The sequence below is a fragment of the Streptomyces phaeochromogenes genome (genome assembly GCF_001418655.1).
Classification (GTDB): Bacteria; Actinomycetota; Actinomycetes; order Streptomycetales; family Streptomycetaceae; genus Streptomyces; species Streptomyces phaeochromogenes.
This window is the reverse complement of sequence record NZ_LIQZ01000094.1, coordinates 62,568-76,914: the sequence shown is the minus strand read 5'-3', so window position 1 is coordinate 76,914 and position 14,347 is coordinate 62,568. Positions and strand designations below refer to the sequence as shown.

Sequence of the window (14,347 nt, the reverse complement as noted above, 5' to 3'; positions counted from 1 at the left end):
TGACCACCGTGCTCATCGTCGACGACCAGGCCCTGCAACGCCTCGGCTTCAGCATGCTCCTGGAGCAGCAACCCGACCTGACCGTCATCGGTGAAGCCACCCACGGTGCCGAAGCCGTCCGCAAGGCCGCCGAGCTCAAGCCCGATGTCGTCCTGATGGACGTCCGCATGCCCGGCATGGACGGCATCGAGGCCACCAGACGCATCGTCGAGTCCGGAGGACGCTCCCGCATCCTGGTCCTGACCACCTTCGACCTCGACGAGTACGCCTACGACGCCCTGCGCGCCGGGGCGTCCGGGTTCCTGCTGAAAGGCGCCCTGCCCGACGAACTCGTCGCCGGCATCCGCGCGGTGGCCGTCGGGGACGCCGTCATTTCGCCCGGTCTGACCCGCAAGCTCATCGATGCGTTCGGCAGCCGTCTGCCGGGCCACACGCCCGACCAGCAACGGCAGCTGGCCCGCCTCACGAACCGCGAACGCGAGGTACTCACCGCCATCGCGACCGGCTGGAGCAACACCGAGATCGCCGAGCGCCTCTCCCTCGCCGAGTCCACCGTCAAGTCACATGTGGGCAGCATCCTCACCAAGATCGAGGTCCGGGACCGGGTCCAGGCCGTGATCTTCGCCTACGACGCCGGCCTAGTCAGGCCCGCCTGAGCGTGGCCGGAAGACCGCGTGGCAGGATCGGACGCCGGTTCCTGGGTCGGAGGAGACGGACGGCGCCTTCTTCGCCACAGCAGCGAGCCCCCGATCACCATCAGAACGACCAGGCCGAGGGCGGGGCCGCCCAGCGTGAGGACGCGCTGCAGCGAGGTCGCGGCGGCGTATCCGACACCCACTTCCGCTGTGGCCCACACGCAAGCGGCGACGAGACTGTACGGAGCGATGCGCCTGTAAGGCAGGCGGGTGGCCCCCGCGGAGTGCGGGGCGAGGGTGCGCACCACCGGCACGAAGCGGGCCACGAAGACCGCTCGGCCGCCGTGGCGCATCATCAGCGTCTCGGCCCGGCCCCACGCAGCATCCGGAACGCGACGGCCCATGTGGCCGCCGCGCAGCCGGTCACCGAGATACCTGCCGGTGCGGTGGGCGAGGAAGTCACCCGCCACCACGGCGCCGGCCGCGGCTGCGATGACGAGGAGAAGGTTGACGTGGCCGGTGCGGGCCAGCGCGCCGGCGGTCAGGAGCAGGGTCAGCGTCGGGACGAAAGCGCCGACGAGAAGGACCGACTCGGCCAGGACCGCAGCGGCCACCACTGTGTACGCCGCGGCCGGCGGGAGGTGCCCGAGGATGTCGGAGAGCGCGTTCACCGACTCGCCCCGTCCGGCTGCGGCTCGAGCTGGTCCGCGGAGACGAGAGGACGTCGCAGATGCCAGACGTGGGCGGGTGGAACGTTGGCCCATACCGTCCAGCGGCCTGTGGCGTAGGTGCGCTGGTAGGCGGCCATGATCTCGTCCACGGCGGCGTGGCGGCGGGCTTCTGCTCGCGATGCAGTCAGGGCGCGGGCCCTGCGGGTGCCGAGGTAGGCGAAGTAGGTCAGCGTGCCGCCGGGATGGAGGAGTTCCAGGTAGCGGGCCATGACGCGCTCGACCTGCACGGGAGTGAAGTTGGTCAGGGGCAGCCCGGAGACGATGACGTCGTAGCGCTGGTCGGTGTCGAGCTGCTCGACGTAGGTCTGATGCACGTTCACCTGCGCAGACGTAGCTGTCAGGCGCGGGTGCGTGGTGACGAGGCTGCGCAGTCGCTCGGCAAACCGCGGGTTGGCCTCGACGATGTCCAGGCGGCTGCCCCGGGACAGCTGGGGTATCAGGGCCCGGGTGACCGGGCCGGTGCCCGCGCCGGCTTCCAGGACCGCCAGCGGACGGGGCGCCTGAGCCCGTACGGGGTCGGTGAGCACGCGAGCCAGGGACTTGCCGCTGGGGGCTACGGCACCCGTGGTGCGCAGATCACGGGCCGCTTCGATCAGGAACATCCAGCCTTCGGCATTGCGCCGCGTAGAGGCACGGTCGTGGGAGGTGATCTGGTCGTTCATGGAATTGACGCTAGAAAGCCGCGCCCGGCATGCGATCCGTCGTTCTGCGACGGCGTCCCCCTACGAAAGTAGAGGGCGGACACCATCGATCGGCAGACAGAACAGCGCACCGGTCTGCCTAGGATGGCCCAGGTGAGCAGCAGAGAAAGCCGCAGATGGGCGGCCTACGGACGTGGGGCCCTCGTGGCCCTGTGCGTACTGGCTGCCGCGCTCAACGACGCGGCGATCCAAGGGGGCTACCAGGCCCCCGTCATGGCCACAGCGCTGGTGTGCGGAGCGGCCCTGCTCGTGCCCCGGCTGCGCTGGCCCGCCGCGCCGTTGCTGGTCACCGTGGCCACGGCGTGGTGGGGATCGTTGCTGCTGCCCATGCTGGCAGTCGCCCTGTACGACCTGGCCGTGGACCGCCGGGCGCGGGTGGCGGTGGCCTGTGCTGTCGCCGCGCTGAGCGCCAACCTGCTCGGCTACCGGTCCACCTCCCTGTGGACGGGCCAGTCCTACGCGTCCACGGTGTTCCTGCCGGTACTGGCCGTGCTCGTCGGGCTGTGGCTGGGCAGCCGGCGCCGCCTGCTGACGGCGCTGGCAGCCGACGTCGAGCATCTACGAATCGAGGCGCAGCTGCGCGAGGAGGCGGCCCGCATCGCGGAACGGTCCCGCATCGCCTCCGAGATGCACGACGTCCTGGCCCACCGTCTGAGCCTGATCGCCCTGCACACCGGTGTCCTGGCCACCAAGAGCGACGCACTGCCCGCACCGGTCGCCGAACGCCTCGCACTGCTGCGCACGACGTCCGTCAAGGCCCTCACCGATCTGCGCGACGTCCTCGGCGTGCTGCGCGACCACGACGCCGTGCCGACCAGCGCCGCTCTCACGCCGATGATGAGAGAAGCAGGGGAACTGGCCGACGAGGCCCGCGCCGCTGGCCAGCACGTCGAGCTGACCACCGACGGCCTTCCCGAGCAGGCTCCCACCACCCACCGACTGGCCGTGTACCGCATCGTCCAGGAAGCACTGACCAATGCCCGCAAGCACGCCGACGGTGCCCCGGTGACCGTACGCATCGACTACGGGCCGCCCGCCACACTCGTCGAGGTCACGAACCCCCCTGGCACTCCCCGCACGGACACCGTCGGCAGCGGATACGGCCTCGTCGGCCTGCGCGAACGCGTCACCGCTCTCGGCGGGCACCTGAACTCCGGACCGGCCGGCGCGGGCGCATGGCGGCTTGCCGCACGCATCCCCCACCCCGCCGGCATCGAACAGAACGGCACCCGCACATGATCCGCACCATGATCGTCGACGACGACGCGCTGGTCCGCCTCGGCCTGGCCGACCTCCTGGACGGCGACCCCGGCATCGAGGTCGTCGCCCAGGCCCCCGACGGCCTGAAGGCCATCGAACTGGCCACGGCACACCGCATCGACGTCGCCCTCGTCGACGTACGCATGCCCCGCATGGACGGCATCACCGCCACCGCCCGACTGCGAGCCCTCCCCCATCCGCCGAAGGTGATCACCCTGACCACCTTCGACCTCGACGAGTACGTCTACAACGCCCTCGCCGCCGGAGCCGACGGCTTCCTGCTCAAGGACACCGACCCCGCCGAAATACTGCGCGCCGTCCACCTGGTGGCCGCCGGCTCGGCCATGCTCCACCCCACCGCGGCCCGCCGTCTCATCGACCGTTACCACGCGGCCAACCAGCCGGAAGCAACCGCGGCCAAGGCCCGGCTGGACCGGCTCACCCCCCGCGAACGCGACGTGCTCGCCCTGCTCGCCCACGGCGACACCAACGCCGACATCGCCACCCGACTCGCCATGCGCGAGAGCACCGTCAAGGCTCACGTCAGCCGTGTCCTGACCGCGCTGGAAGTCACCAACCGCGTTCAGGCCGCCCTGCTGGCCCGCGACGCGGGACTCACAGCCTGACGAGCCGAGCAGTCAAGTCAGTCCGTGACCACGGATGTGTTCAGGCCCTTGTCGTAGCGGTTGTGCGCGATCCGGAGGCCTGAACTGCCGTGGAAGACGAACAGCGGGGAGGCGTACGGCGGGTGTGCCGGTCCGTCGAGCCGCCGGACGGTGTTGCCGGTGAATGCGAACCCGCCGACGCTCTTCGCGTTGACGATGGTGACGTCGCCGATGTCGAACGAGTTGTGCTCGACCGAGATGTTGTGGTGTACCGGAGTCGCCGGGTCGATGACCTGGTTGGTCGGCTCCACGAAGATGACCGGGCCGCTGGGCCGCGTGAACGTGTTCCCTCGGATCGTCAGGTCGGCGACCGGCCCGGACTCGTACCACTGGTAGGCGTCGGCGGAGACGTAGATGCTGGCCATGGACATCGCGTCGAACCGGTTGCCGGTGATCAGGACGGGTTTGCGGGTGGTGACCAGGATGCCGCGGGTCGGCACGTTGCGGAACACGTTGCCGGAGATGACGACCGACGGGGTGGCCGTGATGTTCTCGACGACCGTGCCGCCGATCTCGACCTCGGCGGGAACCGGACGGTCGAAGGTGACGGTCATGGTGGTCAGCGGCTTGTCGTGGTCCATCCCGCTCGGCCCGTCGACCGCGGTGACCCTCGCCTGCGCCGACGCCAGCGGGGTCATCATGCGCTTGGTGGCGAACTCGACCTTGTCACCTGGGGCGAACTGCGGGAATCCTGCGGTCTGCGGGTGCTTGTAGGCGAGGGTGAGGGTGGACGGCCCGGGTTTCCCTACGACCTCCAGGTAGGTGCCGTGGATGTTGATCGGGTCGTCGTGCGGGCCGTCGAAGACGCTCCGGGTGATCGAGACCTTCCCCTTGACGCCGGACATCTGCACGAAGTCCGCGAAGGAGGACGTCGACCGGCCGGACCTCGGAGCGGGTGCGAAGTTCACCTTGTCGATGGAGATGTTCTCGCTGAACTGCCCCACCACGCCGAAGGATTGGAGGTAGTAGGCGTTCATCGAGCGCATCGTGACGTTCTTGGACTCCCAGATGAACGCCCCCGGTTCCGTTCGCTCGATGAGGCGCATCTGGTAGACGAGCCCGGCGTCTGCCGGCCGTGCCGCGGTGGTGTAGTCGATCCGGATCCGGCGTCCGCCCAGGTCGCTGACCGCGGCGACGTCGTTGAACAGCGGGTTGTCTCCGCGCCAGGTCCGTTGCGCCTCGGGGTCGTGGATCTGTGTGTACTGAAGTCCGTCGACACCTGACCAGTACGGCTGTCCGGTGGCCGGGCTCTTCTCGCCGAGCCAGGTGATGTGCGTGCCGTTCACCTTGTACGGGCTGCCGTCCGGGATCTTCAGGACGCGGTAGGCGTGCCCGTCGGTGACACCGGTGGTGGCGACGGTCGCGTCGATGACCTGGGGGGCCGCGTAGTCGAAGGAGAAGTTCGTGAAGGACACGTCGGTCGAGCGGATCGACGCGAACGCCGTCTGCAGGCCGTGGTAGACGAGTTTCGCCCCGCCGCCGTCGATGGTGACGTCGTGCATGTCCTCGACGAGCAGCCCGATCCTCTTGTCCCGGTAACGCTGGTCGGCGCCAACGGTGTTGGAGACGTACAGCTCACGCGTCTCGGCCCGCTCGGGGTAGATCTGGTAGGTGCCCTTCGAGAACTCGATCCTGACCGGCCGACCGCGACCCACGTTCTTGGCGTGCCGGAGCGCCGCGACGACGGCGGGTGTCGAGTCCCTCCGGCCGGTGGGGTCGGCTCCGTAGGCGTCCACGTCGACCACCACAGGTCTCGCCTTCGGCGCCGCGGCGACAGGGCTCCCGCCACCGACGAGCAGCGCGAGCGCCACCCCGAGAAACACGAACCGAGACATAGCCCCTCCGGAGCATCCATGAGCCACGAAACACCCGATGAATATGGAGAGTTGCCGCCAATTATCTGGCCGTACCTCCGACTGGAGTGTCTATAGACCCGATCTCTAGGTCAATGGCCTGGACAAAGATGGGGAGCTCACGCCTTCGGCACCGCCGTGCTCGCACGGATCACCAGTTCGGGGTCGAAGAGGAGTTCACCAACGGGGACGTCGCGGTTGCCGACCAGGGCGAGGATGCTGCGGCCCACCTCCGAGGCCAGACGGTCGGCCGGCTGACGGACCGTCGTGAGCGGAGGGTCGACGAAGTCCATGATCATGGAGCCGTCGTAGCCGACGACCGACACATCGCCCGGGACGTCGTAACCCTGACGGCGCGCACCGCGGATCGCGCCCAGGGCCATGTAGTCACTGGCGGCGACGATCGCCGTGGCACCGCGGCCGAGGAGCGAGATCGCGGCGGACTGGCCGCCCTCGACGGTGTAGGACTGCCGGACCACCCACTGCTCCGCGTCCTCGACACCGCGCTTGGCGAGCGAGGCGACGAAGCCGCTGACCCGGCGGTCGGCCGGGCGGTTGCCGACCGGGCCCGACGCCATGCCGATACGGCGGTGACCGAGTCGGTGGAGGTGGTCGACGGCGAGTTCGGCGGCCAGCAGGTCGTCGGTGGAGAAGACCGGCGCCTCACTCACGCCCTCGAACTGGCCGTTGATCCCGACGAACGGGATTCTGCGGGAGCGCAGGAGTTCGTACGCCTGCGGGTCCGCGCCCTCCAGTGTGTTGCTGGCCGAGAGGAACACGACCGCCGCAACTCCCCGGTCGGCGAGGGAGGTCACGAAGTCCAACTCCTGCACTCCACCCGGGAAGCACGGGCACAGGACCGTCTTGAGGCCGTGCGGGGCGAGGATGGACTCGATCCGTTCGGCGACGTCGGCGAAGAACGGGTTGGACACCAACTCGGTGACGACCGCGACGAGTTGACCTCGCATCTGCCGCTCGTACCCCAGGTCGGCCATCGCCTGCTCGACCGCCTCGCGGGTCTTGCGCGACACACCCTGGCGCCGGTTGATGACCCGACTGACCGTGGCCTCGCTCACCTGCGCCCGCTCCGCGACCTCGGTGATGCCGACCTTCATACGATTCCCTCCGCTCACGACTTGCAAGAACCTAACGAAAACTTTCAGCTCATCCCTCCGTGCAAAGTAGCAGTCGGACTGCGTGTCTTCCATGTTTCTCGCGCATGACCATTGAATCGCCTCTTCGGCCCCTGCTAGCTTTCCGGCCACCACTCGGACCCCCACCCCGCAGTCACCGAAGACCGGGAGACCCGATGAAGCCCTCGCGGCTCATACTGCTCACCGCTGTTGCCCTGCTCGCGCCGCTGGCCCCCGCAGTACCCACCGCCGCTTCCACTGCCTCTCCTCAACTCGCCATCCCCGACCCGGGGTTCGAGAACGGCGGCACGGGCTGGACCTTCGGCGCGGGCACCGGGGTCGGCACCGGCAACTCCCACGGCGGCGGCCGGTTCCTCTACCTCGACGCCGGAGCGGGCAAGAGCGCGGAACTGTCCATCGTCGCGCCCCGGAACGGCAGTTACGACTTCTCCGCGTGGATCGGAAGCGCCGGCACCGGCGGCACGTACACGGTCCGGCGCAACGGCGAGACCGTCGAGACGATCGCCCTGCCGGAGCGCCGCGGGTACGCCCGCTACACCATCAGCGGCGTCGAACTGAAGGCCGGCGACCGGCTGCAGATCGCGTTCGGATCCGGCAGCGCCTGGGTCAACGCGGACGACTTGATGATCTCCCCCGCCGCGCCCGCAGACCCCAAGGTCACCTCGTCCGACCCCGAGGTCGTCGAGATGTTCGGCTGGGCCAAGAGAAAGGCCAACAGCTGGGCCCAACTGCCCGGCACCACGGGCCCGATCAACGTCGACGAGTACCAGACCGGCGGCACCGGCACCGCGCAGTACGCGGCCTCCTACTGGGCGGGATACGCCAACCGCAGCGCCTACTACTCCCGCGACATGACACACCAGCTCGCCGGCGCCCACATCCTCGGCCTCGACGAGGCGAACAAGACGATGCTCCGCTCGTTCGCGGCGTCGTCGACCGCCGCGCACAAGTACTTCCCGGTGTGGGCCCTCAACTTCGATGCCAAGACCTACCTGAGCATCGACTACAAGAGCCCGGACAACTACGTGCGCGAGGTGCCGGCCGTCTTCGAACTCGTGGAGAAGGCAGGCCAGGCGTACCTCTGGACCGGCGACCAGAGCTACGTGGACGACCCGACGATGTGGAACTTCTACCGGCACTCCACCGAGGAGTTCATCGACCTGCACAACAGCGCCAAGCCCAACGGCAAGGTGAAGGTCGCGGAGGGTACGGGGAACGGCATCTTCGCGGGCGCCGCCAGCTACAACGAGCAGGACGGCGACGGCCTCGCCGAGGCCGGGGACGGTATCGCCTCGCAGTACCAGGCCTATCTGGCGCTGGCCACACTCGCGCGCGGCAAGGGCGACACCGCGCTGGCCAGGAAGTACGACCGGCGTGCCGCCGAGCTGAAGGCGTACTTCAACGACGAGTGGAGCGGCAGCGGAAGCGGCGCCGACATGGTCCGCGCGTACACCACGTCCAATACCCCGGTCACCGGCTGGGGCAAGGAGAACAGCGTGTTCGTGCCGATGAAGCAGATCCTCGATCCAGGTCCGCGCAACGACGCCTATCTCGACTACATCCAGGCGCAGGAGTTGGGGCCGGACGGGTCGCCCAACATCGAGTCGACGACGTACCTGCCCGACATGTTCTTCAAGAACAACCGCAACGACACCGCCTGGACGTGGATGAAGAGGATCTACGGCCAGCGGGAACTCCAGCACGTCAACTCCAGCCAGGGCCCCAACGGTGACTACCCCGAGGTGTCGTTCACCCTGGTCAGTCAGACCGTCGAGGGCCTGATGGGCATCGCACCGGACGCGGCGAACCGCACGGTGACCACGCAGTCGCGGCTGCCGTCGGGCATGAAGTGGCTCCAGGCCGCGGATGTACCCATCGGCACGAGCACGATCACCGTGCGGCACGACGGCGCGACGAAGACCAGGCTGACGAACAACGCCCGCCGTGGTGCCTACCGTTGGGAGGCCCGCTTCCCCGGAGTCCACAAGAAGATCGAGGTCAACGGTGTCCCGCAGCGCGTGCGCACCAAGACGGTCGGCGGCGTGACGTACACGTACGCGACGCCGACCGTACGGGCGGGGGCGACGGCGGTGGTGCGGGTGACGGACTGACCCGGACCGTTATCCCTGTTCCGCACCAAGCGGGGTGCGGAGGCTCCGCGTCAGGGTCGGGATCATCACCGCCGCAGGGACGAGGTGCAGCCCGAGGAGGGCGGTGACGGTGGCGGTGTCCGCCCCGGAGAGGAGGGGCGGGACCAACGAGATCGCGGTCAGCGACACCGCCGTCCACACGAATCGATGAGTGGGGCGAGCGCTCCAACGAAGAAGCGCGACTGCGACGACGATGCCCACAGCCGAGAAGAAGCCGGTCACCACGGCGAACCCGGACAACGGGATCGTCTCGCCACCCTCGGGGACCTCGAAGCCGACGCCGACGGCCTCGGCGAGCGCCGCGGCGAGGGTGGTGACCGCCATCGCCGCGAGCGTGGCGATGAAGCCGGTGCCGACGAGCCGGCGGAGTCGGTGGGTGGCCGGGGCCGATGCCGGACCCGCGACAGCCCCGGTGTCGTTCGTGCCGGTCAAGTCGTTCGTGCTGGTCATGTCGTTCCTCCGTCATTCGGCAACTGGCGTACGGGGGTTGACTCGCATGTGACGGTCCTGGCCGCGGGGGTGACGATGCGCACCCTCGCCGTGCGACGGCCGGGGTTCCGCAGGGCGCGGACGCCGGTGCCGCGGAGCCAGAACCCGGCGTCGCGTCCGAGGACCGGACCGGGCTCGCCGTCGCGCAGTTCCAGCTGCACCCGCCCGCGGGTGACGACGGCGAACGCGTCGTACCACTCCTCCGCGACCACCGCGACGCGCGCGCCACCGCGCAGCGTGAGTGTCCGCACCGGGACTACTCCGTGCCGTCGGCCGGCAGGCGCTCGGGCAGCCCGAGCCGCGGGAACTGGTCGTCGTGGAAAGTGACGATCTCGGTGATCGCCCCGCCGGTGATCCGCAGGACGTCGATCGTCAGCGGCAGATACACGCCCTCCCGCTCCTGCCAGACGTAGAAGGCGACGGCGGGCTGCCGGTTCACGGAGGTGGGGACGGCGCGCAGGCCCTTCATGCCCTCGAAGCCGTCCTCGACCCAGTCGTTCACCACCGCGTCGCGGCCGACGTAGAGGCCCGGCGTGGGCGGCATCGAGCAGCGGACGTCGTCCCGCAGCAGCGCGGCGATCCTGGGGATGTCCGTGGCCACGCTGGCGTCGGTGAAGCGGCGCACCAGATCGCGCGTCCCGGCGTCCTGTTCGCCGCCGGTCCAGTCCTGCCGCTCGGCGGGCAGGTGCTCCCGCATACCGGCGCGGGCCCGCTGCAGCGCGCTGTTCACGGAGTTGACGGAGTCCCCGAGGAGCTCCGCGACCTCCTTCGCCGGCCAGCCGAGCACGTCCCGCAGGATCAGCACGGCCCGCGGGCGCGGCGCGAGGTGCTGGACCGCGACCAGGTACGCCAGCTCGATCGTCTCCCGCGCGACGGCGACGGTCTCCGGCTCGTCCGTGTCGCCCGCGGGCAGCTCGTCGAGCAGCCGGTCCGGGTAGGGCTGCAGCCACAGCACCTCGCCGCCGGTCGCGGGCTCCGGGCGGCGCTTGGCGAGCAGGTCCAGGCAGGCATTGGTGGCGATCCGGTACAGCCAGGCCCGGAACGTCGACCGCCCCTCGAAGGTCTCCCGCCGCCGCCAGGCCCGCAGGAACGTCTCCTGCACGGTGTCCTCGGCGTCCTCGAACGACCCGAGCATCCGGTAGCAGTGCACGTGCAGTTCCCGCCGGTGCCGCTCCGCCAGCCCCGAGAACGCCGCCTCGTCGACCTCGCCCAGCCCTCCCTTGCCCAGACCGCTCACGCCCAGCTCCTCCAGCCGCGTGTCCGCACTCATCACGTCATCCTTCCGCCTCGCAATGTCCCGTCGTAGGTGTGACGGGCGCGGGCGCGAAAACTCATCACTACGGTCGGACCGTCGGTCTGTCGGCGTGGCTGAGGGACTGCGGCGCGGCGATGCCGCTCGTACGGGACGAGCGAGGTGATCGCCTCGCGGATATGGCGCCGGACGCGGTCATCAGTTCAAAGTCCGAGGACACGCCGAGCGCGTCCGGGGAGTTCTGCGAGGTGGGTGTCGAATTCCTTCTGGTGCGCAGTGCACACGCGGACGCCTGCGAATTGAGCAGGTGAAGGTGTGTATTGCGAGGGATATTCGCAGTCAGGGCAGGGCTGTCCGGCGTTCTCCAGTATCGCAGCGAATCCGGGGAACAGGACTCGGTCTTGGCTGGCGAGGATGTCCCGGTAGTGGCTGTTGTTCTTCGGGGTCGGGCTTAGGCGGTACCAGAGTTTGACGTTCTTGCGTGCCTGGTCGACAGTCTGGGCAGTTTCGGGATTTCCGATCGTGAGACTGTCCTCGACGAATCGGTAGCGGCGCATCGTCATGTGGATGGGGCCGGCGATGTTGCGGAGAAAGTTGACGACAGGAGTACGTTCGGGAGTGTCGGCCCAGTGGGTATCGATATTCCAGAGTGTCTCGCGATAGGTGTGATAGGTGCTTTGCCGGAGGCCGGGGTGGGCGTAGGCGAAGGTGTTGCATATTTCACCTTCGGCCCGGTGTTTGTGATAGGCGACCGCGTCGTACATCGCATCGCAGATTTCAGTGAGGATCTGGTTCTGCTCTTCGGTCAGCCAGGCGTCTTGGATGTTGTTGCAGGCCAGGGAGGCGGCGATGAAGAGGCGGGCCTGGGCGTCGCAGTCGCGTATTCGAAACCATTGCGCCGGGCTGTGGGCGATCGCTGCCGTGTAGCGGCTCAGGAGCTCGGCGTTCCCGTTCGGGGAGGACTTTTCTGCGGTGATCAGGATTGAGGAGTAGTACTCGCGGGCCATGGTCTCGTGGACGGCGGTTCCAGCGAAGAGAGTGGCCAGCAGTTCACGGGTGTCATATCCTGCAATGACCGGGGAATCCAGAGGGGAAATGTGCTCACCCCTGAACTCCGTCACAGTGGAAATTGCCGTGAGGCGCGCGAGGGCAATGTATCGCGTTCGGTCCGTGTAGGCGGGAACGATCGTTCGCACGTATTCCCAGGCACAGGCAAGCGCTTCATCGGCCTGCCGGGGAGTGAGGCCTTCAGGTTCGAAGGTGCCCCTGAGGTCGGGGGGAAAATGCCAGGTCTCATTGGTCACGGGGGCCTTCCCGGATACGGGGCCGAGTTGGGCGATTCCGGGCCACGGCCACGGCCGCAGCCGTTGACGTATACGGGGTAGCCAGTTCCCTTACGACTGCCCTGAATTGATCACCAGCCCGACGCGATTCAACCAAAAGCCGGCTGGGCGGCACATGCTCCGGTGATCCCGATCCATACGCGTGCGTACACGATGAGACGCCGGGCCTGCTGGAGCGGCTGCCACGGAACCCAGGTGCTCCCCTAGAATGGCCCGGCGCCGAAGCCCACCGGGAGGCAGTCGAGGCGGGCGGTCACGGCAAGGGACACGAGATCTACTGTCCCGTCCGTTGCCGCAGCAGCCCCGTTCCGCCCGCTGAGCGCCTCGGCCACGCCCCGTAGAACCCGCTGGTCGGGGCAGCCAGTGGATCTCCTCGGCAGACTCTCCGGTAACGTCGGAATATGAGCCATCCACATCCCGAACTCAAAGCCGCCCCTCCCCTGCCTGAAGGAGGGCTGAGGGTCGTCGCCCTGGGCGGTCTGGGTGAGATCGGCCGCAACATGACCGTCTTCGAGCATGCCGGCAAGCTGCTCATCGTCGACTGCGGCGTGCTGTTCCCCGAAGAGACCCAGCCCGGCGTGGACGTGATCCTGCCGGACTTCACCTCGATCCGTGACCGCCTGGACGACATCGTGGCAGTGGTACTCACCCACGGCCACGAGGACCACATCGGCGCCGTGCCGTATCTGCTGCGCGAGCGCTCCGACATCCCCGTCGTGGGCTCGAAGCTGACGCTGGCGTTCCTGGAGGCCAAGCTCAAGGAGCACGGAATCCGGCCGCGCACGGTGCGGGTACGTGAGAGCGACCGACGCAGTTTCGGCCCCTTCGAGTGCGAATTCGTGGCGGTCAACCACTCCATCCCGGACAGCCTCGCCGTCGCGATCCGCACCAGGGCGGGGCTCGTCCTGCACACCGGTGACTTCAAGATGGACCAGTTCCCGCTGGACGACCGCATCACCGACCTGCGCGCCTTCGCCCGCCTCGGCGAAGAAGGCGTCGATCTCTTCCTCACCGACTCCACCAACGCCGAGGTACCCGGCTTCACCACCTCCGAGCGCGAGCTGAACCCGGCGATCGAACAGGTGATGCGTACGGCCCCGCGCCGGGTGATCGTCTCCAGTTTCGCCAGCCATGTGCACCGTATCCAGCAGGTCCTGGACGCCGCGCACCAGCACGGCCGCAAGGTCGCCTTCGTGGGCCGCTCCATGGTCCGCAACATGGGCATCGCCCGCGACCTCGGATACCTGAAGGTTCCCAGCGGCCTGGTCGTGAGCACCAAGGAAATGGAGAAGCTGGCCGACCACAAGATCACCCTGGTGTGCACCGGGTCCCAGGGCGAGCCGATGGCGGCTCTGTCCCGGATGGCCAACCGCGACCATGTGATCCGCATCGGCAAGGGCGACACCGTACTGCTCGCCAGCTCCCTGATCCCCGGCAACGAGAACGCCATCTACCGAGTGATCAACGGGCTGACCCGGTGGGGCGCCCATGTCGTCCACAAGGGCAACGCCAAGGTGCACGTCTCCGGGCACGCCAGCGCCGGTGAGCTCGTCTACTGCTACAACATCGTCAAGCCCCGCAATGTCATGCCCGTACACGGCGAATGGCGCCATCTACGGGCCAACGCCGACCTGGCGATCCGTACGGGCGTCGATCCCGAGCGGGTGGTCATCGCCGAGGACGGCGTCGTCGTCGACCTCGTGGACGGGCGTGCGTCGATCACCGGCAAGGTGCCCGCGGGCAACGTCTACGTGGACGGCATGGAGGTCGGCGGCGCCACCGAGGCGTCCCTCAAGGACCGCCTCACCCTCGCCGAGGAGGGCGTGGTCACCGTGGTGGCGATCGTCGACGCCGACACGGGCGCCCTTGCCGAGACCCCCGACTTCCTGGCCCGCGGGTTCGTCCACGACGACACCACCTTCGAACCGGTCATCCCTGTCATCGAGAAGACTCTGGCGACCGCGGCCCAGGAAGGCGTGGGCGACGCACACCAGTTGGAACAGCTCATCGCCCGCGCCGTGGCGAACTGGGCCTTCCGTACCCACCGCCGCAGGCCCCTCATCATCCCGGTCATCATCGACGCCTGACCGGGTTCCTTCCCCTCTCCCCTGCCC

At 68.5% G+C, this 14,347-nt stretch carries 13 protein-coding genes; 5 read left to right on the top strand and 8 right to left on the bottom strand.

Annotated features, from left to right (window positions below; translation table 11 throughout):
- Positions 1-656, top strand: a 656-nt coding sequence (locus AOK17_RS13965; RefSeq protein WP_063997213.1) for a response regulator, incomplete at its 5' end; no start/stop codon positions are given.
- On the opposite strand, the gene AOK17_RS13960 is transcribed toward AOK17_RS13965, so the two are convergent.
- The gene (locus AOK17_RS13960; protein ID WP_055612748.1) at positions 626-1,306 is read right to left on the bottom strand and encodes a DedA family protein; all 681 of its coding nucleotides are present in this window, start codon (positions 1,304-1,306) and stop codon (positions 626-628) included. The two genes, AOK17_RS13965 and AOK17_RS13960, sit on opposite strands and share 31 nt — an antisense overlap.
- Positions 1,303-2,028, bottom strand: coding sequence for a class I SAM-dependent methyltransferase (locus AOK17_RS13955; RefSeq protein ID WP_055612747.1), 726 nt, complete (start codon positions 2,026-2,028; stop codon positions 1,303-1,305). The genes AOK17_RS13960 and AOK17_RS13955 overlap by 4 nt, the downstream gene beginning before the upstream one ends.
- Positions 2,029-2,160: 132 nt before the next feature.
- On the opposite strand from AOK17_RS13955, the gene AOK17_RS13950 reads away from it, so the two are divergent.
- Together AOK17_RS13950 and AOK17_RS13945 are read left to right on the top strand one after the other, a co-directional pair.
- Positions 2,161-3,306 (top strand): sensor histidine kinase, encoded by a 1,146-nt coding sequence (locus AOK17_RS13950; RefSeq protein WP_055612757.1) that lies wholly within the window; start codon positions 2,161-2,163, stop codon positions 3,304-3,306.
- Positions 3,303-3,953, top strand: a complete 651-nt coding sequence (locus AOK17_RS13945) for a response regulator (RefSeq protein ID WP_055612746.1) — start codon at positions 3,303-3,305, stop codon at positions 3,951-3,953. The genes AOK17_RS13950 and AOK17_RS13945 overlap by 4 nt, the downstream gene beginning before the upstream one ends.
- 17 nt (positions 3,954-3,970) lie before the next feature.
- On the opposite strand, the gene AOK17_RS13940 is transcribed toward AOK17_RS13945, so the two are convergent.
- Complete coding sequence (locus AOK17_RS13940; RefSeq protein ID WP_245697147.1) at positions 3,971-5,827, bottom strand: right-handed parallel beta-helix repeat-containing protein; 1,857 nt, start codon at positions 5,825-5,827, stop codon at positions 3,971-3,973.
- Between the two features lie 137 nt (positions 5,828-5,964).
- Complete coding sequence (locus AOK17_RS13935; protein WP_055612744.1) at positions 5,965-6,960, bottom strand: LacI family DNA-binding transcriptional regulator; 996 nt, start codon at positions 6,958-6,960, stop codon at positions 5,965-5,967.
- Between the two features lie 194 nt (positions 6,961-7,154).
- Here AOK17_RS13935 and AOK17_RS13930 point away from each other — a divergent pair, with 194 nt between their 5' ends.
- The gene (locus AOK17_RS13930; protein ID WP_055612743.1) at positions 7,155-9,110 is read left to right on the top strand and encodes a carbohydrate-binding protein; all 1,956 of its coding nucleotides are present in this window, start codon (positions 7,155-7,157) and stop codon (positions 9,108-9,110) included.
- A gap of 9 nt (positions 9,111-9,119) precedes the next feature.
- On the opposite strand, the gene AOK17_RS51270 is transcribed toward AOK17_RS13930, so the two are convergent.
- From AOK17_RS51270 to AOK17_RS13915, 4 genes are all read right to left on the bottom strand, one after another.
- Positions 9,120-9,599 carry a DUF6069 family protein gene (locus AOK17_RS51270; RefSeq protein WP_206190754.1) on the bottom strand — a complete coding sequence of 160 codons (480 nt, stop codon included), beginning with the start codon at positions 9,597-9,599 and terminating at the stop codon, positions 9,120-9,122.
- Positions 9,596-9,889: a hypothetical protein gene (locus AOK17_RS51265; RefSeq protein WP_169801922.1), complete on the bottom strand. Its 294-nt coding sequence runs from the start codon at positions 9,887-9,889 to the stop codon at positions 9,596-9,598. Before AOK17_RS51265 ends, AOK17_RS51270 begins: the two co-directional genes overlap by 4 nt.
- Before the next feature lie 5 nt (positions 9,890-9,894).
- Positions 9,895-10,908, bottom strand: coding sequence for an RNA polymerase subunit sigma-70 (locus AOK17_RS13920; protein WP_055612742.1), 1,014 nt, complete (start codon positions 10,906-10,908; stop codon positions 9,895-9,897).
- A 185-nt stretch (positions 10,909-11,093) separates the two neighbouring features.
- A complete protein-coding gene (locus AOK17_RS13915) occupies positions 11,094-12,194 on the bottom strand; it encodes a hypothetical protein (RefSeq protein WP_063997212.1) in 1,101 nt (366 codons plus the stop codon).
- Between the two features lie 440 nt (positions 12,195-12,634).
- Here AOK17_RS13915 and AOK17_RS13910 point away from each other — a divergent pair, with 440 nt between their 5' ends.
- Positions 12,635-14,320, top strand: a complete 1,686-nt coding sequence (locus AOK17_RS13910) for a ribonuclease J (protein ID WP_055612740.1) — start codon at positions 12,635-12,637, stop codon at positions 14,318-14,320.
- The last annotated feature ends 27 nt before the right edge of the window (positions 14,321-14,347 follow it).